Below are 19,714 nucleotides of genomic sequence, written 5' to 3'. Positions count from 1 at the left end.
ATCGATGCCCCGGGTCACCGGCTGAGCTGGGCGCGGGCCTCCATCAGGGCGAAGCCGAGCAGGTTGAGGCCCCGCCACCGGGCCGGGTCGGCGGCACGCTCGTCGGTGGCCGCGAGGCCGATGCCCCAGACGCGGTCGGTCGGACTCGCCTCCACCAGGACGCGATCGCCCGTGCCCACAAGGAAATCGCGCAGCTCGGTGCGCTGCCCGAACTTCGCCAGGCTCGCCTCGACGACGATGCCGTAGCGCTGGGCGGCCCACGTCTCCTCGCCGAACCCGCGGACGCGCCGGCCCAGCATCTTCGCCTGCCGCGGATGGCTCGCGGTGACGACGCGGGCGGCCACCTCCTCGTCGCCGAAGAGCAGGGCCTTGCGCCACATCATGTAGTGCTCGGCCGAGCCGAACCGTACGCCGTCCACGGTGAACACGGACGGCCACCACTGGCTCAGGCAACCCGCCCCGATGCTGCCGTCGCGCTGCGGACGGTGGCCCCAGAAGAACAGATAGCTCACCGGCTCGCCCGACTGCCCGAGCGCGACGAGGTCCTGAACGGTACGCGGCATGGCTTCCACGTCCCGCAGTATGCCGCCACCCACCGACATCGTCGGCCGAGTTTCGGCGGCCGGCCACTGTGGAGTTCCGGGGCCGGAAAAATGTCGGAGGGTGCCGCTAGGTTCATGAGTGCGGATCGGCGCCACGGGGGCGCCGATCCGTCCCTAGCTCACGGCGTCCCGGCGCCGCGCAGGAGGACCTCGGCCGTGTCGCGCAGGCGGTCGCGCAGTTCGGGAGGCGATTCGATGAGGAAGTCGGCGCCGATCACGCCGAGCAGCATGACGGGCCAGCCCAGGTCGTCGACGCTCATCCGCAACCGGCACCGCGGCGCGCCGGAGCTCGGGCTCGGCCCCGCGCCGGAGGGCGCGTCCTCTGCCGGGGGCGCGTCCTCGGCCGGGCCGGGCAGCGGTTCCACGGCCGCCCACTGGCCGGCCATCGCGCGTACCGACTCGGCGTCCCTGTGCAGGACGACCGAGACGTCGTACCGGTTGGGCACCGAGGCGAGCCGCCCCCGCAGCCACGCCACCGGGTCCCCTCCCGGGATGTCCCGGGGCCGGAAGCGGGCACCCGTCATCGCCGGTTCGCTCAGCCGGTCGACCCGGAAGCTGCGCCAGTCGCCTCGGTCGAGATCCCACGCCATCAGGTACCAGCGGCGGCCGAGCGGGACGAGGCGGTGGGGTTCCACGTGGCGGTCGGCCGGGTCGCCGTCGCGGGGCGCGTAGGCGAACCGCAGCCGTTCCTCGCCGCGGCAGGCCATCGCCAGCGTGGTGAGCACGGTGGCGTCGAGGGTGGGGCCGCCGCCGAGCACGCCCGGGGTGGTCATGGCGCGCAGCGCGTCGATGCGGCGGCGCAGGCGGGGTGGGAGGAGCTGGATGACTTTGGCGAGGGCGCGTACCGAGGTCTCCTCGAAGCCGGCGACCGCCCCCGCGGCCGCCGTTCGCAGGCCGATGGCGATGGCGACCGCTTCCTCGTCGTCGAGGAGCAGCGGGGGCATCGCCGCTCCGGCCTGGAGCTGGTAACCGCCGGCGACCCCCCGTGCGGCGTCGACCGGGTAGCCGAGCTCGCGGAGCCGGTCGACGTCGCGGCGCAGGGTGCGAGGGCTGACGTCGAGGCGTTCGGCGAGTTCGGCGCCCGGCCAGTAGCGGTGGGTCTGCAGCAGGGAGAGAAGCCGGAGCATCCGTGCGCTCGTGTTCGCCATGCGTCCAGGCTCCCGCCGATTGAGGTCAGATTCTGGCCGGTCGACACCCTATCGGGACAGCCCGCCTGTCCGTCCGGCGCGGGCGCCCAGCCGCTACGGTCGGTCGGAGATCATCGGCGCCGACACGACGCGGACGCGACACCAACAAGCGATGCGGATGCGACGCGGAGAAAACGACAGCGACGCACGAAGCGGCCGAGAACCAACGGAGGAGCGGGGCGGATGTTCGGATGGCGGAGGCGGGAGCCGTACCTCATTCCGCGGACGCTAGGGCGGCTCATCGAAGGGCTCAGCCGGTCGCAGCCGGAGACGCCGCGGCAGGTTCGCCGGTCGAATCCCGATGCCGTGGTGGACTGCGCCGTCTACCAGGCGGGCGGCCGCAGGCCCGGCCGGTCGCATTACGCCGACGCCGTCAAGGCCGCCGCCCGGCAGCGGGACGCGTTCGTGTGGCTGGGGCTGCACGAGCCCGACGAGGCGACCATGGCCTCGATCGCGCAGACGTTCGGGCTGCACGAGCTGACCGCCGTGCAGGCCGCGGCCGCGGGGCACCGGCCGGTTGCCGAGACGCTGGGCGACGTGACGCGGCTGGTGCTGCGTACGGCTCGCTACGTCGAGCACGAGGAGTTGACCGCCACCAGCGAGGTCGTCGACACCGGTGACGTCACGGTGCTGCTGGGCCCGCGGTTCGTGATCACCGTGCGGCACGGGGCGGCGGGTGCGCTGACCGCCGTACGGGAGGAGCTTGAAGCGCGACCGGCGCTGCTGGCCGAGGGGCCGTGGGCCGTCGCGTACGCCGTCTGCGACCGGATGGTGGAGCTGTACCTGGACGTCGCCGGGCATGTGGAACGGGACCTGGAGGCGCTGGAGGAGACGACGTTCGCGCTGGACAGGGCGCCGGACGTCGCCCACATCTACCAGTTGAAGCGCGAGATGGTGGAGTTCAAGCGGGCGGTGCTGCCGCTGCAGGAGCCGTTGCAGCGGCTGCTCGACCGCGGGGTGGTGCCGGACGGCCTGTATCCGTACCTTGTGGACGTACGGGGTCGCCTCGCGCGGGCGGTGGATCGGGTCGCGGGCTTCGACGAGCTGCTGAACTCGATCCTGCAGGCCCGCCTCGCGCAGGTTTCCGTGGATCAGAACAACGACATGCGCAAGATCGCGTCCTGGGCGGCCATCGCCGCGGCGCAGACGGCCATCGCCGGGGTGTACGGGATGAACTTCGAGGTCATGCCCGAGCTGCGGCTGCGGTACGGCTACTTCGGCGCGCTGGCGCTCATGGCCGTGGCGGCGGTCGTGCTGTACCGCCGATTGAAGAAGGTGGGTTGGTTGTGACCATCGCGGAGCCGGACGACCGCTGGTCCGAGCTGGGCCGGCAGGCGTGCCTGACCCTCGCGCCCCTGTTCACCGCCGTCGAGCACGTCGGCAGCACCGCCGTGCCCGGCCTGGCCGCGAAACCGGTCATCGATCTGATGGCCGCGCTGGACGAGCTGGCGAAGGTCAACGATCCCGCGCTGCAGAGCCTCGGTTACCGGCTGCAGCCGACCGACATGCCGGCCCGGCTGTTCTACCGGCGCGAGGACTACGACAGCACGGCGTACCACCTGCACGTGGTGACCGCCGAGAGCTGGCCGACGCGCAACGAGCGGCTGCTGCGCGACCACCTCCTGGCGTACCCGGAGGCGAGGGACCGTTACGCCGCGCTCAAGCGGGAGCTGATGGACCGGTACGGCCCGGGCGATGCGTATACGCGCGGTAAGACCCGGCTGATCCAGGAACTGACCGATGCCGCCCGCGCCGAGCGGGGTCTGCCCCCGGTTCCGGTCTGGGAGGAATAACTCCAGGTCACACCCGTCACAAACCTCGGCCGTTCGGTCCCGGTCCCCTCCTCCGGAGCGCCCGGTCTCCAGTCCGGACGGAACAACGGGTGTGCCCCGGTTTGCCGTGGCAGGCGAACACTGACCGTAACTACCGTTGCTGCTTGTGCAGCAGACCTCGGTTACCGAAGCCGTACCGGAGAGCCTCGATCCCGGGCCCGAGGGTCCGGGCCGCGGCGGGCTCGTCACCGTCCTGCGCGGGCACCTCGATCTTTTCCTGAACGCCGGCTCGCTGATGGCCACGACGGCGCTCACCTCGCTGTTCGGGTTCGCGTACTGGTGGCTGGCCGCCCGTACCGCACCGGCGGAGGCGGTCGGTCAGGCCTCCGCCGCGGTGTCCGCGATGACGCTGATCGGCACGATCGGGATGTTCGGCATGGGCACCATGCTGATCTCGGACCTGCCGTCGCTGCGGGGCCGCAAGTGGGAGCTGATCTCGACCTGCCTGCTCGTCGCGGGCAGCGCCGCCACGGTCGGCGGCCTGATCTACGTGGGGCTCGCGCACTGGGCGGTGCCCGGCCTGCGGGAGGCGCTGGGCGGCACCGCCGCGACCGTGCTGCTGGTCTTCGGCATCGCGCTGAACGCGATGACGCTGGTGCTGGACGAGGCGCTGGTCGGGCTCCTGCAGGGCCCCCTGCAACTCATGCGCAACGCCTGGTTCTCCGTCGTCAAGCTGGTGCTGCTCGGCGTGCTCGCCCTGCTTCCGCTCACCCTCGACGGCGGCATGCTGCTGCTGACCTGGGTGGCCGGCATGGTGCTGTCGGTCGCGGTCCTGGGCCGCACGCTGCGGCGCAAGAACATGGTCGATTCCGTACGCCCGAGAGCGTCGCTGCTGCGCGGGCGCGGCCGGGCCACGTTCGACCACAACCTGCTGAACCTGGCGACGTACCTGCCGCGGGCGGCGCTGCCGCTGGTGGTGACCGCCGTGCTGTCGGCGGAGGCGAACGCGTCCTTCTACACCGCCTTCATGGTGCTGTCGTTCCTGGCGATGGTTCCCGGCAACGTGGCGCTGACGCTGTTCGCGGTGGCCAGCGGCGACCGGGCGGCGCTGCGCTCGAAGGTACGGATGGGCCTGCTCATCTGCCTCGGCGGCGGGCTGCCCGTCTCCCTGGTGGTGGCCGTCGCGGCCGACCCGATCATGTCGCTGTTCGGCGCCGCGTACGCGAAGTCCGCCGGCGCCGCGCTCACCATCCTGGCGCTGACCTACGTGCCGTTCGTCTTCCACCATTTCTTCCTGGCGATCTCCCGGGTGCAGGGCACCGTGCGCGGCGCGGGCATCTTCGCCGTGTTCGCCGGGGTCGCCGAGCTGCTCGCGGCCTGGTACGGCGGCAGCCGCGGCAGCCTCACCGAGCTGGTCACCTGGGTCGCCGTGGTGATGGCGGTGGAGACCGTGCTGGTCGCGCCGACCGTCCTGCGGGTGGTCTTCGCCCGTACCGCTGCCGCCGAAGAAGGAGATGTCGTGTCCACCACCAGCCTCACGCTGCACGAGCGGGCGTGGCTGCCGCTCGAGTACATCCGTACCGTCGGGCCGCTGACCGGGGTGACCGCCGAGCGGTTGCGGGCCGCGCTGATCGGCCTGCACGCCGCCGACCCGACGCACCGGGCGGTGTCGCGCCTGGACCGCAGCGGGGCGCGCTGGCTGCACCTGGACGCCGAGGCGTTCGCCGGGTACGTCCGCGAGGCCGTCACCGACCTGGGCGACGGCCCGGTCGACTTCGACGCGATGACCCGGCAACTGCAGGCGGAGCCGCGGGGTCACCACCCGGTCCGCATCCTGGCCGGCGGTGGGTACGTGGCGATGAAGGTGGCGCACGCGTACGGCGACGCCGGCCCGGTCAACACGCTCCTGCGTGAGCTGGTCCGCGCGGCCGGCGAGGAGCGCGCCGCGGTGATCGCCCCCTCTCGGCGGCACCGGTGGGCGCTGCCGAAGGCCTGGTGGAAGCAGTTCGGCACCAAGCCGGCGCGCTGGAAGCAGGGGCTGAGCTTCGCCCGGCCGCCGCACCCGGAGGAGTCGGAGCTGCGCCCGTGGACGGCGGACCTGACCGTCGAGACGGCCCGGTCGGCCGAGGTGCTGGGCCGGATGCGGGTGTGGCGCGACGAGCACGCCCCGGGCGTGACGACCTCCGCGATCACCTTCGCCGCGTTCGCCGTCGCGCTGCGCGACCTGGGGCTGGACCCGGACCTGAGCGGCGGGACGTTCCTGGCGGACGCGCGGCGTTACCTGGACAAGGACGTCAGCATCGACAGCAACTTCTGCATGGGCCCGTACCTGACGCCCGGGGACCTGACCGACCCCCGGTCGATCCACACCACGCTGAAGGCGGAGCTGGCGACCGGCCGGATCCTGACGATGATGCTGCTGCGCGAGGGCAAGATCCTCGTCGCCGGGGCGCCCGGGATGCCGGACCCGTACCCGGCCGAGGCGCCGGCGCGGCCGCGGCCCCGGCTGACCTTCAGCAACCAGGGCCGCCACGACGTGCTCGGCGACCTGCCGTGGGCCGTCGACGCGGCGGGCCGGGTGAACCAGAGCGTGCCGACGCTGAACGGCCCCGAGGGCGTCACGCTGACCACCTCGGAGATGGGCGGCGTGCTGCACCTCGAGGCCACGTTCCACGCGTCGACGTACGACCCGGCCGTGGTGGCCCGGGCGCTGGAGCTGGTCTGCGCCGACCCGGCCGCGCTGATCATGGCCGCGCGGTAGGGGGCTCCGCTCAGTAGGTCTTGAGGACCGGGAGCGTCAGCCAGAACGTCTTCGACCGTACGGCGTCGCTCTTGCAGGTGGTGTACGTGATCGTGGCCTCGAGCGGCACGAACGCGGTCCTGCCGTAGTGCGCGGTCACGTTGACAGCAGTCCGGTCGACGTGACCGCCGCGCAGGGAGTCGCTCTGCGAGAACGACGAGTACGTGTCCGTGTTGCTCGGGTAGGAGACGTCGACCTTGTCGCCCTCGACCCGCACCTCGGCGTCGCAGATCTTCCTGCCGGTGGTCCAGTGCACGTTCACCCAGGTGGCCTTGTGCGGCTTGACGGGGTTCAGCCAGGTCGTGATCGGGGACGGCCCGCCCGCGGCGGCTTCGGCGGGCGTACCGGTCAGCGCCGTGGCCAGTCCGGCGGCCACGGCCAGGGCGGCCACGGCGATCGGTCGGTATTTGATCATGGGCTGACCTTACCGGTCAGAGCGGATTTTCTGGTACATGACGTGCAGGCCGACGAGACCGTGCGACGCGGAGTCGAACGCCTCGGGAATCGTCGTCATGATCTCGAAGCCGAGGGCCTGCCACAGGTGCACGGCCGCGGTGTTGGTCTCGACCACGGCGTTGAACTGGATGCCGTGGTAGCCCTCGGCACGCGCCCAGCCGAGGACGTGTTCCCCCAGCGCCCGGCCCACCCCGCGGCCGTGCCGCTCCGGGTCGACCATGAAGCTCGCCGTGGCGATGTGCGCGCCCCGGCCCGGCCGGTTCGGCCCCATCTTGGCGGACCCCAGCACGTCGTCGCCGTCCACGGCGACCACGGTGCGCCCCGGTGGCTGCTCCATCCACAGCGCCCGTGCCTCGTCGCTGCCGAGGCCGAGCGGGTACACGTACGTCTCCCCCGCCTCGACGATGCGTGACCAGAACGGATAGATGGCCGGCCAGTCCCGGGCGGCCGCCTCACGAATCTCCATGGGCCTCATTCTCGCGCCACCGGGCTGATCCGGTCGTTGCGCAGGTGCTCGTAGACCACCGAGGTCCGTACGTCCGCCACGTGCGCGTGCTCGGTGAGCCGGTCGATGACGAAGGCGTACAGGCTGTCGTTGTCGGGCACCGCCACGTGGATGAGGAAGTCCTCCGTGCCCGAGGTCACGAAGACGCCGAGGGTGTCCGGCAGCGCCGCCGCCCAGTTGCGGAAAGCCTCGATGTTGCGGCGCGACGGCGGGCGGATCCGTACGGCGATCAGCGCCTGCACGGGCCGCCCGATGGCGGCCAGGTCCACGTTCAGGCTCGCGCCCCGGATGACGCCGCGCTCACGCAGCGCCCGGGTCCGGTCCAGTGCCGTGGTGGGCGCGACGCCGACCGCCGCGGCGATGTCCCGGTTGGTACGCCGTGCGTCCACCTGCAATTCCCGCAGGATCGCCGTATCAAGTTCGTCGAGAGCAGCCATATCGGCACCGTATCCGAATCAAGTACGAAACTATTGCCGAGCAACCGTGGTAATGCCTAGCTTTTTGCCTCATGAGTGCCATTCATCAGGTCGGCTTCGAGCCGGAGGAGATCCGTACCGACGAGCCCACCCGGTCGGCCCGGCTCAAGTGGGTGATCGTGGTCGACGAGGCGCTGCCCGCCGGCCGGGCCGTCAACGCCGCCATCTGTGTGGCCGCCGCGACCGCGACGTCGGTCACCGGGCTGATCGGCCCCGACGCCAAGGACGCGGGCGGCTCGCTGCACCCGGGGCTGCCCTGGGCCGGCTGCACGGTGCTGGGCGCGCCGGCCGCGAAGCTGGGTGAGATCCGCGCGAAGGCGGTGGAGTCGCTCGGTGTTTTCGTCGCCGACATGCCCACGGACGGCCAGAGCACCCGGGTGTACGACGAGTACCTGCAGCGGGTGGGCGAGACGGCGACGGCGGAGCTCGCGTACCACGCGATCGGCCTGGTCGGGCCGCGGAACCGGATCGACAAGCTGGTGCACCGGCTCAGCCTGCTCGGCTGATTTGCCGGTTCAAATCACCTGGAACCGCTCGACGGGCCACGATAGGGACAGCGCCGGAATTCACGGAGGGGGACGGCCATGTCGCTCAGCGCGGCCCACACGGCGGCGTTCCGCCGCGAAGTGCCCGTGGAGGGCCGGGTCTGGTCGATCCGGGACGCCGGCGGCTTCCCGGCGCCCCGGGCCGGCGACGGCACCCGGGCGATGCCCTTCTGGTCCAAGCCGTCGCGGGCCCAGCGCGTGGTGGGCGGGATCGAGGCGTACCAGGGCTTCGAGGTGGTCGAGATCCCGCTGCGCGAATGGGTCGGCGACTGGCTGCCCGGCCTGCGGCGCGACGGCGTGCTGGTCGGGGTGAACTGGGCCGGCGCCCGCGCCACCGGCTACGACGTCGAGCCCGACCGCGTCTCCTCCTGGTTCGACTGACTCGGCTCCGGACTGCCCGGCGGCGTCACCGACGGGCTGGTGCTGGGCGGAACGGAGGGCGAGGGCGAGAGCGAAGGCTCAGCTGTCAGCGGCTTCGACGCCACCGTCCGCTCCGGCAGGTCGAAGGTCCAGCCCTGGCTCTTCAGCTTCGGGATGAGCTTGCGCAGTGCCTCGACCGTCTGCGCGCGGTCACCGCCACCGTCGTGGACCAGCACCACCGCGCGCGGCGTGAGCTGCTGCTCGATGCGGTCGGCGATGACGTCCGCGCCGGGCAGCAGCCAGTCGTCCGGGTCCACGACCCAGCCCAGCGGGGTGTGCCCGGCTTTGACGCCCTCCTTGGCCGAGTGGCCCCAGGACCCGTACGGCGCCCGGAAGAACGGCACGGTCACCCCCGGCGCGGCAGCCGCGATCGCCGCGTCCGTCCGCTCGATGTCGTCACGGGCCGCCGCCGCGGACATCGCCCCGAGATCGTCGTGCTTCCACGAGTGGTTGCACAGCTCATGACCCTCGGCGATGACGCGCCGGACCAGCTCCGGGTACCGCTGCACCTCCTCGCCGACCATGCAGAACGTCGCCTTGATGCCGTACTGCGCCAGCAGGTCCAGCACCTCCGGCGTGTACTCGGACGGGCCGTCGTCGAACGTGAGCGCCAGCCGCTTGCCCTGACCCGCGGTGTGGACGACCACCAGGTTCGGGGCCTGCTTCTGCTGCTCTCCCTGCTTCTCACCCCGCTTCTGCACCGGCTTCGACGCGTGCACCTTGCCGGCGTCGCCGACATCCGTACGCCCGATGTTCGCGGCCGCCGGCAGTGGCACCACCGGCGAGCCGGCGAGCGCGGCGCGGGTGAAGTCCCGCCACAGCCGGGCCGGGATCGTCCGGCCCTCGATCGCCTTGCCCTTGGCGTCCCGGATCGGCCCGGGACGCGACTTGCCGATCCAGACCGTGGTGGCCAGGTCCGGGGTGTAGCCGGCCATCCAGGCGTCCTGGTTGTCCCGGGTGTCCGCCCACTGCTGGGTGCCGGTCTTGCCCGCCGCCGGGCGGCCCGGCCGGGCGCCGTCGGCGCGCAGCGTCGCGCTGAGCACCGACGTGACATCCGCGGCCGCCGCCGGGTCGAGGACCGTACGGGACGCGCGCGAGGCCGTCCAGACCCGCTTGCCGCCCGCGTCCGTCGCCGACTCCACGAAGTGCCGTTCGTGGCGTACCCCGCCCGCGGCGAACGTGGCATAGACGGTGGCCAGGTCGGCGGGGGTCACCGCGTACCGGCCGATGGCAATGTCCGGGCGGGTCCTGCCGGGGCGCGGGTCACCCTTCGCGTCCACCAGGGAGGGTGCGCCCGCGTACCGCTTCGAGATGCCGAGCTCGTGGGCCATGTCCCGGACCGCCGTCGCGCCGATCTGCTCGGTCACCGCGTAGAACGGGGTGTTCAGCGACTCCATCATGGACTTCTTCAGCGTGCAGTCCGGGCACTGCAGGTCCTTCTGGTTCTGCAACGGCACGCCGAGCCGGCCAGGGAAGATCCGGGGCGAGCTGCCGTCCCAGCGCGAGTTCACGCCGATCCCCCGGCGCAGGGCGGCGGCGAGCACCACCGGCTTGAACGTGGACGCGGCCGGGTGGGCGGCGGAGGCGTCGTCGAAGAAACCCCGCCCCTGCCGGCCGCCGTAGTAGGCGCGTACCCCTCCGGTTCTCGGGTCGACCGCGACCAGCGCCGTCCGCAGAGCCTTCGGCTGCTTCGCCAGATGCCGGTCCACCTGGGTGACCGCGGCCCGCTGGGCGGCCGCGTCCAGGGTCGTCACCACCGACAGACCCTGGGTGTGCAGCGCCTGCGGGGTGACGCCGTGCGCCGCCAGCTCCCGCTCCACGCGGTCGATGACCATGCCGTCCGGGCCCGGGTTCTTCGCCGACGCCGGCAACACCTTCGGGTACGTGACCTCGCCGCTGAGCCACCCCAGGTCACGTTGCGAGCGGACGACCCAGTTCCACCGCCGTCGCGCCGCCTCGGCGTTGTGCGCGGGGTCGTACCCGTACGGATCCTTGATGACGGCGGCGAGCACCGCACCCTGCGCCGCGGTGAGCCGGTCCGGTGTCACCCCGAAGTACGCGTGCGCCGCCGCCGCGATGCCCTGCGCGCCCCGGCCGTAGTAGATGGTGTTGAGGTACCGCTCGAGGATCTGGTTCTTGGTGTACTTGCGCTCCAACTGGATCGCGAGCGCCATCTCCTTCGCCTTGCGCTCGACCGACACGTCCTGGGTGAGGAACGCGTTGCGGGCGTACTGCTGGGTGACCGTGGAGGCGCCTTCCCGGCTGCCGCGGGCGTCCGCCACCACCGCGCGCAGCACGCCGCGGACGGAGACGCCGCCGTGGTTGTAGAAGTCGCGGTCCTCGGCGGCCAGGACTGCGGAGCGTACGGCCTCCGGCACCGCCGACAGCGGCACGTCGCTGTGGTCGACGGTGCCCACCCGGGCCAGGATCGTCCGCCCGTCGGCGAAGTACAGGGTCGATGCCTGGGGCTCGACGGGCGCGGCCGGCAGCGGCACGGATTCCACGTACGCCTCGGCGACCGCCGCACCGGTGCCGCAGTAGAACACGACGATCACGAACAGCCGGGTCAGCATGCGGCGCCAGAACCGTCGCCGCCGGCGCCGCGCGGGGTCGGGGATATCGGTGGTCACAAATACGGGACGGATTGACGCCCGGCTCTGTTGTACGAGATCGACGACTACTTTGCGTGCCCGAGCGCGCACAATTTTTCGACGCGCAGTGACCTGCTGTTTCGAGAACGTTGCCTGGGCCCGGTATGAGACATGTCTCGTTACCGAGGGATTTCATACCTCCCTGATGTAGTACTTCCCGGCGGCGGACCCTATGCTTGCCGCACTGCAAACAAGGGGGCTCCGTGCGCACGCTGGACATCCTCGTCGTCGACGACGACGACGCCGACGCCTTCATGATCTCGGAGGCGCTCGAGAGCTCCGAGACCCACACCAGGGTCAACCGGGTGTCCGACGGACGTGAGGCGCTGGACTACCTGCTGCGGGTCACGCCGTACCAGGACGCGCACCGGCCCGACCTGATCCTGCTCGACCTCAACATGCCGCGCATGGACGGCCGCGAGACCCTCGCCGCGATCAAGACCGACGACCGGCTCAAGGCGATCCCGGTGGTCATCCTGACCACCTCCGGCGCGCCGCCGGACATCGTGGCCAGCTACCAGCACCGGGCCAACGCGTACGTGACGAAGCCGTTCGAGCTGGACGACTTCGAGGCGACCGTCCGGACGATCGACCGCTTCTACCGCGAGGTCGCCGTCCTGCCGCCGGCCGACTGACGGTTACCCGCCGCACCCGCCGGGGTACGTCACCAGGCATGTCCGACACCGACACCGCCCCTGAGGACCTCGGGGCCCCGCAGTCCTTCCTCGTCCTGGCCGACGGCACCCCGGTCTACGACCGCGCGGGCGACAAGGCCGGTACGGTCGCCCACGTCCTGGCCGACGACCGCGAGGAGATCTTCCACGGCCTGGTCCTGGACACGCCGCAGGGCCACCGGTACGCGGCCGCCACGCAGATCGACGGCCTGTTCGAGCACGGCGTGATCGTCGCGGTGCCGGCCGCGCAGCTTCCCGAGCCGGCCGAGGACGCCACGGCGGACGACGACTCGCTCACCGACGGGCTGCGCCGCGCGGTTTTGGGTGTTCTCCCCCCTGTGGGGGGGGGGGGGGGGGGGGGGGGGCCCCCCCCCCCCCCCCCCACCCACCCCCGTGACATCGAGCCGGGGCGAATACTGCCCGCTTACGCTGAAATCCGGATTGATGAAGACTGAAACCCATGTGGGAACTCCGTCTGCTCGGTCCGGTGGAGCTGTGGGCGGGCGGGGACCGGCTCGACCTCGGCCCGGCCAAGCAGCGCGCCGTGCTCGCCGCGCTCGCCGCCGACCTGGGACGCACGGTGCCGATCGAGGCGCTGATCGACCGGGTGTGGGGCGAGGATCCGCCGCGGACGGTCCGCAACGCGCTGCACACGTACGTGCTGCGGCTGCGCCGCGTGCTGGAGACGATCACGCCGGAGCCGCCCACGCTGGAGTTCCGCAACGGCGGGTACGCCCTGCTCGCCGACGAGACCCGGGTCGACCTGAGCCGCTTCCACGACCTGCTGTCCCGCTCACGCCGGGCCGGGCCGGCCCCCTCCGAGGCGGCCGGGCCGTTGCGGGAGGCGGTGGCGCTGCGCCGCGACCAGCCCCTGGCCGGCCTCGGCGGGGACTGGGCCGCCGGCCTGCGCGACGACCTCGACCAGCGGTGGCTCACCGCCACGCTCGCGCTGGCCCGCATCGACCTGGCCGGGGGTGACGCGCCCGGCGCCGTGGCCGGGTCGCTGCGCCCGCTGCTGGACGCGTACCCGCTCGTGGAGCCGCTGGCCGCCCTGCTCATCCGGGCGCTGCGCGCGGACGGGCGCGAAGCCGAGGCTCAGGCGATCTTCTGCCGCACCCGGGACCGGCTGCGCGACGACCTCGGCACCGAACCCGGGCCGGAGCTGCGGCAGGCCCTGCACAGCGCGCCGTCCGCCGAGCCGGCCGGACCCTGTCAGCTGCCGCTGGACGTCCGGGGCTTCACCGGGCGCCGCGAGCACCTCACCCGCCTCGACGCGCTGAGCGAGGGCGTCGCCGGCGGAACGGTGGTCGTCGCGCTGTCCGGCACCGCGGGCGTCGGCAAGACGACCCTGGGCGTGCACTGGGCCCACCACGCCCGCCGGCGCTTCCCCGACGGCCAGCTGTACGCGAACCTGCGCGGCTTCGACCCCGGCGGACCCCCGGCCGCCCCCGCCGAGGTCCTGCGCGGCTTCCTGGAGGCGCTGGGTGTGCCGCCCCAGCGGATGCCCGCCGACATCGCGGCCCAGTCGGCGCTGCTGCGCAGCCGGCTGACCGGCCGCCGGATGCTCATCGTGCTGGACAACGCCGCCGACGCCGGTCAGGTCCGGCCGCTGCTGCCCGGCTCGGCCGGATGCATGGTGCTGGTGACCAGCCGCAGCCGGCTCAGCGGTCTGGTCGCGGCCGAGGGCGCCCATCCCGTACGCCTGGAGACGCTCACCGACGACGAAGCACGCGACCTGCTGGCGCACCGGGTCGGCGCGGATCGCGTGGCGGCCGAGCCGGCGGCGGTGGAGGCGATCCTCGCGGCGTGCGCGCGGCTCCCCCTCGCGCTGGCCATCACGGCGGCGCGGGCGGCCACCTACGACGGCTTCTCGCTGAGCGGGGTCGCCGGTGAACTCGCCGACGCGCGGCACCGGCTCGACGCGCTGGCCGACGACGACCCGGCCGCGGACGTCCGGGCCGTCTTCTCCTGGTCCTACCGGACGCTCGACGCCCCGGCGGCCCGGCTGTTCCGGCTGCTGGGCGGGCATCCCGGCCCCGACGCGGGACTCCCGGCGATCGCGCACCTGCTCAACTTGCCGGTCGCCGAGGCGCGCCCGGCGGTGGCCCGGCTCGTGCAGGCCAACCTGCTCGGTGAGCAGCCGGCCGGGCGGTACCGCCTGCACGACCTGCTGCGGGCGTACGCGAGGGAACTGGCCGACCGGCACGACCCGGAGGCGGACCGGCGCGCCGCGACCCGCCGCGTGCTGGATTTCTACGTGCACACCGCGCTCGCCGGCGACGCGGTCCTCTACCCGCACCGCCGCCGCGACCACTACGACCCCGGCCCGCCGGCTCCCGGGGTGACCGCCCTGGACCTTCCGGACGTCGCCGCGGCGCTGACCTGGTTCGCCACCGAGGAACGGACGTTGCGCGCGGCCGTCGACCACGCCGACACGCTCGGCTTCGACCTGCACGCCTGGCTGCTGCCCTGGGCGCTGGCGACGTACCTCGAACGGCAGTGGAACGGCCGCGACTGGATCACCTGCATGGAGATCTCGCTGGCTGCGGCGACGCGCATCGGCGACCCCCGCCGGCAGGCGCGGAGCCACTACAACCTCGGGTACGCGTACCGCGAGCTGGGCGACGGCGAACGGGCCCGGGAACACATCCTCGAGGCGCTCCGGCTGCTCCCCGAGAACGAGGACCCGGTGGAACGGGCGCTGATCCACCTCAACCTCGGCACCACCGCGCGCCGCCTCGGCGACCACGAGGAGGCGCTGCGCGAGGGCAAGCAGGCGTACGAGCTGTACGCCCGCGTGGACGAGGTCTCCGGCATGGCCAGCGCGCTGAACAACCTCGGCTGGGTCCACGTGACGATCGGCAACTACGCGGAGGCGCTGGGCTACTGCGAGCGGGCGGTCGCCATGCAGGAGAAGGCGGAGAACTGGACGGGCGCGGCCCACTCATGGGACAGCCTCGGCTACGTGCACCACCACTTGGGCCACCACGCCGACGCTGTGCGGTGCTATCTGCGGTCGTACGAGCTGTTCCACGCCCAGGGCGACCGCCGCCTCGAGGCGACGATCCTCGACCACCTCGGCGACACCCACCGGGCCGCCGGGGACGAGCCGGCCGCCCGCGACGCGTGGACCCGGGCGCTGGCCATCTTCACCGACATCGACCACGAGGACAGCGGGCCGCTGCGCGCCAAACTCAGGCCGCGGCCCTGACCTGGCTTCAGCCCTGGCCGCGGACCCGCTGGTCCGCGGCTGGTCCGCGGCGGCGCTTCAGCCCGCGGCTGGTCCGCGGCGGCGCTTCAGTCCGCGGCTGGTCCGCGGCGGCGCTTCAGTCCGCGTCCAGGACGTGGCTGAGGAAGCGGACCACGTCGACCTGGCGGCGCACGGAGTTGCCGTACTGCGGCTCCCCCACGCCGGTGCGGATACGCAGCGCCTCACGCACGATGCGGTGCCACCGCCGGTCGTACGTCTCCAGCGCGTACGCCGCCGCCTCGGTCTTCGACGTCACCCGGCCCGCCGCGAGCGTGTGGCGCAGCCGGGCCACGCCGAGCACGCCCCAGGCGGTGGCCCAGTCGCTCGTGCCGGTCAGGCCCAGCACCGTACGGTTGCGCCACGTCGTCCAGTAGCCGGCGAGGTTCTCCCGGGTCGCCTCGGCCAGCGCCGGCCAGTCGGTGTGGACGCAGAGCTCGGCGGCCGCGGGCCCCCGTACGGCCACGCCGCCCTGGGCGAGCACGTGCCACGTGACCAGCGTGCGCTCGAAGCGGGACACCGCCTCCACCTGCCACTCGTGCACCGCCGCACCGCTGGGGACCAGGTCGGGGTCGCGCCGCAGGTCGTCCTCGCGCACGTACAGCCCGTCGAAGTCCGTGCCGCCGTGCGTACGCCGCAGCGCCGCGTGCACCGCCTGCAGCGCACGCGGGTCGGGCGGCCGTGAGGTCACCGTGACGAAGTCGATGTCGCTGACCCCGGGCCGGTAGTCGCCGAGCGCGACCGACCCCTGCAGGTAGAGGCCCTGGACGAGGCCGGGCTCGTACCGGTCGGCGAGCGCCAGGTACGCCCGGCAGACATCGACGACGCCGGCGTCCAGGGTGGAGGTCACCGCTGCGACGGTAGCGTTCCCGGGCCAGCCGAAACGGCCTCCACGGCCGGGGCGACCGCCTACGGTGAACGGTATGTCGCGATTCCTGCCGTTCTGCGCGCCGGTGCTCGCGGCCCTGCTCGCCGGCTGTTCCACCCCGGCGGCCCCGCCATCTCCCACCCCGCCCGCTCCCGCCGCTTCACCGGCCCGCCCGCCGAGCGCCGCTGTGGCGGACGACCCGCCGGGCAGCGTCGCCTGCGGCAAGATCAGCGAGGCGGTCCGCGAGGGGACGCTGATGCAGCCGGGGGTGGTCTCGGACCTGGGCCGGGCCACCGCGACGGCCGACGCCCCGGTGGCCGACGCCGCCGTCCGCCTCCAGCAGGCATACGACCGGGCCGTCGCGGCACAGGGCCGCGACGACGAACCGGACCGGGTGGCAGCGGTCAGCGCCGCGGCCGCCCAGATGGTCTCCGTCTGCGCCGACTCGGGCCTGGCGACCGCCGGCTGAGCTTTCTAGAGGGCGCTGCCCTTCTTGTACTCGCTCCAGCTCATGTTCCAGTCGGTCCAGCCGTTGCCGTTCTTGAGCTTCTCCTCGGTGCCCTTCACGGTGATCGGGTCACCCATGAGGGTCCGCTCGAACAGCCACTTGCCCATCGCCATCGAGACGTTGACGCAGCCGTGCGACACGTTGCGCCGGCCCTGCACGCCCTCGGACCACGGGGCCGCGTGGATGTACTGGCCGCTCCACGTGATCCGCTGCGCGAAATCGATGTCGGTGCGGTAGCCCTGGCCCTTGGGCAGCTCGTCCATCGTGTCGAAGACGGTGTGCCGCTTCTTCTCGATGACCACCATCGTGCCGCTCGACGATGGGGTGCTCGACTTGCCGAGGCTGACCGGAATCGTCTTGACGACCTTGCCGTTCTGCGTCACGGTCATCTTCTTGGTGCGGTTCTCCACCGTCATGACGAAGGAGCGCCCGACCTTCAGGTCCACGGTCAGGTCGGAGCGGCCGTACCAGCCGTTGCCCATCGGCAGCCCGGCCAGCTGGACCTTGTAGAAGATCTTCGTGTACGGCTTCCAGTACGTCTTGGGGCGGTAGTGCACCTCGGTCGGGCTGGTCCAGTGCCAGGTGCCCTCCTGCGCCGGCGTGGCGGTCACGGTCATCCGGCGTTCCACGTCGTCGCGGTAGCTCGCGGGGACGGACCGGCCGAACCGGACGATCATCGGCATGCCGACCCCGACGGTCTGGCCGTCGCCGAGGAAGCTCGACACGCGCACCAGCTTCGACGGCTTCTTCATCACCGTGAAGGAGCTGGAGGTGGAGCCGCCCTTGTCACCCGACGGGGTGCCGTTGACGGTGACGGTGTACTTCTTGCCCCACTTGAGGGCCTTCGCCGGCCGGAAGACCTTGTCGTCCTTGTCGAGGGTGCCCTTGACCTCGTTGCCGTCGGCGTCCTTGACCTCGACCGTGGTGTTCCCCGGGTCCTCGGACTCGTACTTGATCTCGGTGATGGCCTCCACGCCGGTCGCCTCGGCGGCCGGGGAGGTCACGGCCACCGTGCTCAGCGTGGGCGCGGGCGAGGGCGCCCCGGAGGCGCCCGGCGACGCGTCGCCGCCCTGGGAGCCGCCCTGCCAGGAGGGGGAACCGGACTTGTCGTCACCGCTGCAGCCGGCGCTGAGCAGCACGGACGCGGCCACCAGCGCCACCGCCGAGGTGCGCCACCGCCGTCGCCCGGCCGGGCCGGTCACTCCAGGAAGTCTCATGATCCCTCTCACCGCTGTCGTCCCGGCGCCCATCATCCGTCATGGATGCCAGGACGCCCAATCCCCGATTCGTGCCGCCCCTCACTGACGGACCCGGACTTGACGGCACAATCCGGGCCATCGAGCGCCGAACGTCACGGCCGGCCTCCGGCGCGGCACCGTCCGCGCCGGACCAGCCCGGAAGGGCCGGCCCAGCCCGGAAGGGCCAAGCCTCGGGCGGGCTGCTCAGGCCTGGCCCTCCTGTGCGGCCAGGTCGGCCGGCACCGGCAGGGCGCTGCCCTTCACGAACTCTTTCCAGCTCACGTCCCACGGCGTCCAGCCGTTGCCGTACACCAGCTTGTCCTCCGTACCCCGGACGGTGACCGGATCACCGATGAGGGTCTTGTCGAACAGCCAGCGCGCGTTGGACGGTGACACGTTGACACACCCGTGCGACACGTTCCGGCGGCCCTGCGAGCCCACCGACCACGGCGCCGAGTGGATGTACTGGCCGGACCAGGTCAGGCGCTGGGCGTACTCGATCTCGGTCCGGTAGCCGTCGCGCGGGCCCAGCTCGGCCCGGGTGTCGAAGACGGTGGCCGCCATCTTCTCCATGACCACCATCGTGCCGCTGGAGGAGGGCGTGCTGTGCTTGCCGAGGCTGACCGGCATGGTGCGGGTCGCCTTGCCGCCCTGCCAGACGGTCATCTTCTTGGTCTTGTTGTCGACCTTCATCACGAACGACCGGCCGATCTTCGCCGAGGCGGACCGGTCCCGGTCGCCGTACCGGCCGCCGCCGGTCGGCAGGCCGCCCACGGCGATGCGGACGGTCAGCTTCGTGCCGGACTGCCAGAACTTCGGCGGGCGGTAGAAGGCCTGGGTGCCACTCGAGGTCCACGACCAGGTGCCGGGCTGCGCGGGCTCGCTCTTGACGAACAACCGCTTCTGTACGGCGGCCCGGTCCTTCTTCTTGATGCCCGGGTTGAACTCGACCACGACGGGCATCGCGACGCCGTACGTGTGGTCGTCGAACAGGTAGAGGCCCGTACCCGTCTTCCGCGCTGGCGCCCCCATCGTGGTGAACGACGTCTTCACGGTCTTCGCGCCACCCCCGTCGCTGGTGGCGGTGACCGCGGCCTCGTACCGCTTGCTGTTCTTGAGGGGCTTGGCCGGCACCCAGGCCGACCCGTCCTCCCGCAGCCCGCCGGCGACCGCCTTGCCCTTGTCGTCCTTGAGCGAGACGGCCGTCACCTTCCCACCGGCGACCTTGATCCCGATCTCGGCGCTGACCGGTACGCCCTTCTTACCGGTGCCAGGAGTCACACTGAGTGACAGGTCACCCCCGCCGCCCGGCCCGGACCCACCGCCATCCGGGGCCGCCGGAGCGGACGCCGACGCCGACGAACCGCCACCCGCGACAGGCGCGGCTTTCCCGCCACCGTCCCCGCAAGCCGCGAGCGCCACCGGCGCTACCACCACCAACGCAATGACCGCCAGTAGCGAGCGACGCATCCTGCCCATCCTCTGCCCCGATCTGGAGTTCCGCGGGCACATCCTGCCCTACGAAGGCAAGCGCCGGAGTCCCCCGCGAGGCCACGCGATCATGTCGTGACCCACCGCCCCGCCCGACGATCAAGGCCCGGCCCCCGATTTCGGGGACCCGGAGAGCCCGTGTTAATGTTTCTCCGTTGCCAGCGAGCGCCGCTAGCTCAATTGGCAGAGCAGCGGACTCTTAATCCGCGGGTTGTAGGTTCAAGTCCTACGCGGCGCACCAAGCATGACCTGGGCATTCTCTGATTCCTCGGAG

The 19,714-nt window shown here is 72.3% G+C and carries 18 protein-coding genes and 1 tRNA gene; 10 read left to right on the top strand and 9 right to left on the bottom strand.

Annotated features, from left to right (window positions below; genetic code table 11):
* Positions 1 to 14: 14 nt before the first annotated feature.
* A complete protein-coding gene (gene ybiA, locus IT780_RS31200; protein ID WP_504739628.1) occupies positions 15 to 581 on the bottom strand; it encodes a riboflavin biosynthesis intermediates N-glycosidase in 567 nt (188 codons plus the stop codon).
* Between the two features lie 140 nt (positions 582 to 721).
* A complete protein-coding gene (locus IT780_RS31195) occupies positions 722 to 1,750 on the bottom strand; it encodes a helix-turn-helix transcriptional regulator (protein WP_199515399.1) in 1,029 nt (342 codons plus the stop codon).
* A gap of 222 nt (positions 1,751 to 1,972) precedes the next feature.
* Between IT780_RS31195 and IT780_RS31190 the strand changes: the two genes are divergently transcribed.
* The 3 genes from IT780_RS31190 (at position 1,973) to IT780_RS31180 (ending at position 6,322) form a co-directional block, all read left to right on the top strand.
* On the top strand, positions 1,973 to 3,079 hold the full coding sequence (locus IT780_RS31190; protein WP_199515398.1) for a magnesium and cobalt transport protein CorA: 1,107 nt from the start codon (positions 1,973 to 1,975) through the stop codon (positions 3,077 to 3,079).
* Positions 3,076 to 3,582 (top strand): GrpB family protein, encoded by a 507-nt coding sequence (locus IT780_RS31185; RefSeq protein WP_199515397.1) that lies wholly within the window; start codon positions 3,076 to 3,078, stop codon positions 3,580 to 3,582. Before IT780_RS31190 ends, IT780_RS31185 begins: the two co-directional genes overlap by 4 nt.
* A gap of 145 nt (positions 3,583 to 3,727) precedes the next feature.
* Complete coding sequence (locus IT780_RS31180; RefSeq protein WP_199515396.1) at positions 3,728 to 6,322, top strand: lipopolysaccharide biosynthesis protein; 2,595 nt, start codon at positions 3,728 to 3,730, stop codon at positions 6,320 to 6,322.
* A gap of 10 nt (positions 6,323 to 6,332) precedes the next feature.
* Here the strand turns inward: IT780_RS31180 and IT780_RS31175 are convergent, their stop codons facing one another.
* Genes IT780_RS31175 through IT780_RS31165 form a run of 3 tightly spaced genes read right to left on the bottom strand, consistent with a single transcriptional unit; the run spans position 6,333 to position 7,759 of the window.
* On the bottom strand, positions 6,333 to 6,776 hold the full coding sequence (locus IT780_RS31175; protein WP_199515395.1) for a hypothetical protein: 444 nt from the start codon (positions 6,774 to 6,776) through the stop codon (positions 6,333 to 6,335).
* A gap of 9 nt (positions 6,777 to 6,785) precedes the next feature.
* Positions 6,786 to 7,283 (bottom strand): GNAT family N-acetyltransferase, encoded by a 498-nt coding sequence (locus tag IT780_RS31170; RefSeq protein ID WP_199515394.1) that lies wholly within the window; start codon positions 7,281 to 7,283, stop codon positions 6,786 to 6,788.
* Positions 7,284 to 7,288: 5 nt separating this feature from the next.
* The gene (locus tag IT780_RS31165) at positions 7,289 to 7,759 is read right to left on the bottom strand and encodes an Lrp/AsnC family transcriptional regulator (RefSeq protein WP_199515393.1); all 471 of its coding nucleotides are present in this window, start codon (positions 7,757 to 7,759) and stop codon (positions 7,289 to 7,291) included.
* Between the two features lie 71 nt (positions 7,760 to 7,830).
* Between IT780_RS31165 and IT780_RS31160 the strand changes: the two genes are divergently transcribed.
* Together IT780_RS31160 and IT780_RS31155 are read left to right on the top strand one after the other, a co-directional pair.
* Complete coding sequence (locus IT780_RS31160; RefSeq protein ID WP_199515392.1) at positions 7,831 to 8,304, top strand: DUF2000 domain-containing protein; 474 nt, start codon at positions 7,831 to 7,833, stop codon at positions 8,302 to 8,304.
* Positions 8,305 to 8,382: 78 nt separating this feature from the next.
* Positions 8,383 to 8,724 carry a DUF2750 domain-containing protein gene (locus IT780_RS31155; RefSeq protein ID WP_199515391.1) on the top strand — a complete coding sequence of 114 codons (342 nt, stop codon included), beginning with the start codon at positions 8,383 to 8,385 and terminating at the stop codon, positions 8,722 to 8,724.
* On the opposite strand, the gene IT780_RS31150 is transcribed toward IT780_RS31155, so the two are convergent.
* Positions 8,682 to 11,336, bottom strand: a complete 2,655-nt coding sequence (locus tag IT780_RS31150) for a transglycosylase domain-containing protein (RefSeq protein ID WP_199515390.1) — start codon at positions 11,334 to 11,336, stop codon at positions 8,682 to 8,684. The genes IT780_RS31155 and IT780_RS31150 overlap by 43 nt on opposite strands.
* Positions 11,337 to 11,617: 281 nt before the next feature.
* Between IT780_RS31150 and IT780_RS31145 the strand changes: the two genes are divergently transcribed.
* The 3 genes from IT780_RS31145 to IT780_RS31135 are packed head-to-tail and all read left to right on the top strand — an operon-like array spanning position 11,618 to position 15,299.
* Positions 11,618 to 12,049: a response regulator gene (locus tag IT780_RS31145; protein WP_199515389.1), complete on the top strand. Its 432-nt coding sequence runs from the start codon at positions 11,618 to 11,620 to the stop codon at positions 12,047 to 12,049.
* Between the two features lie 38 nt (positions 12,050 to 12,087).
* On the top strand, positions 12,088 to 12,543 hold the full coding sequence (locus IT780_RS31140) for a PRC-barrel domain-containing protein (protein ID WP_199515388.1): 456 nt from the start codon (positions 12,088 to 12,090) through the stop codon (positions 12,541 to 12,543).
* 5 nt (positions 12,544 to 12,548) lie between these two features.
* Positions 12,549 to 15,299, top strand: a complete 2,751-nt coding sequence (locus IT780_RS31135) for an AfsR/SARP family transcriptional regulator (RefSeq protein WP_199515387.1) — start codon at positions 12,549 to 12,551, stop codon at positions 15,297 to 15,299.
* Positions 15,300 to 15,414: 115 nt separating this feature from the next.
* Here IT780_RS31135 and IT780_RS31130 read toward each other — a convergent pair whose 3' ends face one another.
* The gene (locus tag IT780_RS31130) at positions 15,415 to 16,185 is read right to left on the bottom strand and encodes a nucleotidyltransferase domain-containing protein (protein ID WP_199515386.1); all 771 of its coding nucleotides are present in this window, start codon (positions 16,183 to 16,185) and stop codon (positions 15,415 to 15,417) included.
* Between the two features lie 73 nt (positions 16,186 to 16,258).
* Between IT780_RS31130 and IT780_RS31125 the strand changes: the two genes are divergently transcribed.
* A complete protein-coding gene (locus tag IT780_RS31125) occupies positions 16,259 to 16,672 on the top strand; it encodes a hypothetical protein (protein ID WP_199515385.1) in 414 nt (137 codons plus the stop codon).
* Positions 16,673 to 16,677: 5 nt separating this feature from the next.
* On the opposite strand, the gene IT780_RS31120 is transcribed toward IT780_RS31125, so the two are convergent.
* Positions 16,678 to 17,928, bottom strand: coding sequence for a L,D-transpeptidase (locus IT780_RS31120; RefSeq protein ID WP_199515384.1), 1,251 nt, complete (start codon positions 17,926 to 17,928; stop codon positions 16,678 to 16,680).
* Positions 17,929 to 18,153: 225 nt separating this feature from the next.
* Positions 18,154 to 19,428: a L,D-transpeptidase gene (locus IT780_RS31115; protein ID WP_199515383.1), complete on the bottom strand. Its 1,275-nt coding sequence runs from the start codon at positions 19,426 to 19,428 to the stop codon at positions 18,154 to 18,156.
* 177 nt (positions 19,429 to 19,605) lie between these two features.
* Between IT780_RS31115 and IT780_RS31110 the strand changes: the two genes are divergently transcribed.
* Positions 19,606 to 19,681 (top strand) — tRNA-Lys (locus IT780_RS31110).
* The last annotated feature ends 33 nt before the right edge of the window (positions 19,682 to 19,714 follow it).

Origin of the sequence: Nucisporomicrobium flavum (genome assembly GCF_016464385.1) — a bacterium.
Classification (GTDB): Bacteria; Actinomycetota; Actinomycetes; order Mycobacteriales; family Micromonosporaceae; genus Actinoplanes; species Actinoplanes flavus_A.
The sequence above is the reverse complement of the archived record's forward strand: the minus strand, read 5'-3'. Positions and strand labels throughout refer to the sequence as shown.

Bases quoted from the DNA above. Each gene is read 5' to 3' on its own strand.
- IT780_RS31155 (WP_199515391.1), top strand. From the start codon at position 8,383: ATGTCGCTCAGCGCGGCCCACACGGCGGCGTTCCGCCGCGAAGTGCCC.
- IT780_RS31135 (WP_199515387.1), top strand. From the start codon at position 12,549: ATGTGGGAACTCCGTCTGCTCGGTCCGGTGGAGCTGTGGGCGGGCGGG.
- IT780_RS31195 (WP_199515399.1), bottom strand. From the start codon at position 1,750: ATGGCGAACACGAGCGCACGGATGCTCCGGCTTCTCTCCCTGCTGCAG.
- IT780_RS31150 (WP_199515390.1), bottom strand. From the start codon at position 11,336: ATGCTGACCCGGCTGTTCGTGATCGTCGTGTTCTACTGCGGCACCGGT.
- IT780_RS31120 (WP_199515384.1), bottom strand. From the start codon at position 17,928: ATGAGACTTCCTGGAGTGACCGGCCCGGCCGGGCGACGGCGGTGGCGC.
- IT780_RS31175 (WP_199515395.1), bottom strand. From the start codon at position 6,776: ATGATCAAATACCGACCGATCGCCGTGGCCGCCCTGGCCGTGGCCGCC.
- IT780_RS31115 (WP_199515383.1), bottom strand. From the start codon at position 19,428: ATGGGCAGGATGCGTCGCTCGCTACTGGCGGTCATTGCGTTGGTGGTG.
- IT780_RS31125 (WP_199515385.1), top strand. From the start codon at position 16,259: ATGTCGCGATTCCTGCCGTTCTGCGCGCCGGTGCTCGCGGCCCTGCTC.
- IT780_RS31160 (WP_199515392.1), top strand. From the start codon at position 7,831: ATGAGTGCCATTCATCAGGTCGGCTTCGAGCCGGAGGAGATCCGTACC.
- IT780_RS31140 (WP_199515388.1), top strand. From the start codon at position 12,088: ATGTCCGACACCGACACCGCCCCTGAGGACCTCGGGGCCCCGCAGTCC.
- IT780_RS31165 (WP_199515393.1), bottom strand. From the start codon at position 7,759: ATGGCTGCTCTCGACGAACTTGATACGGCGATCCTGCGGGAATTGCAG.
- IT780_RS31190 (WP_199515398.1), top strand. From the start codon at position 1,973: ATGTTCGGATGGCGGAGGCGGGAGCCGTACCTCATTCCGCGGACGCTA.
- IT780_RS31170 (WP_199515394.1), bottom strand. From the start codon at position 7,283: ATGGAGATTCGTGAGGCGGCCGCCCGGGACTGGCCGGCCATCTATCCG.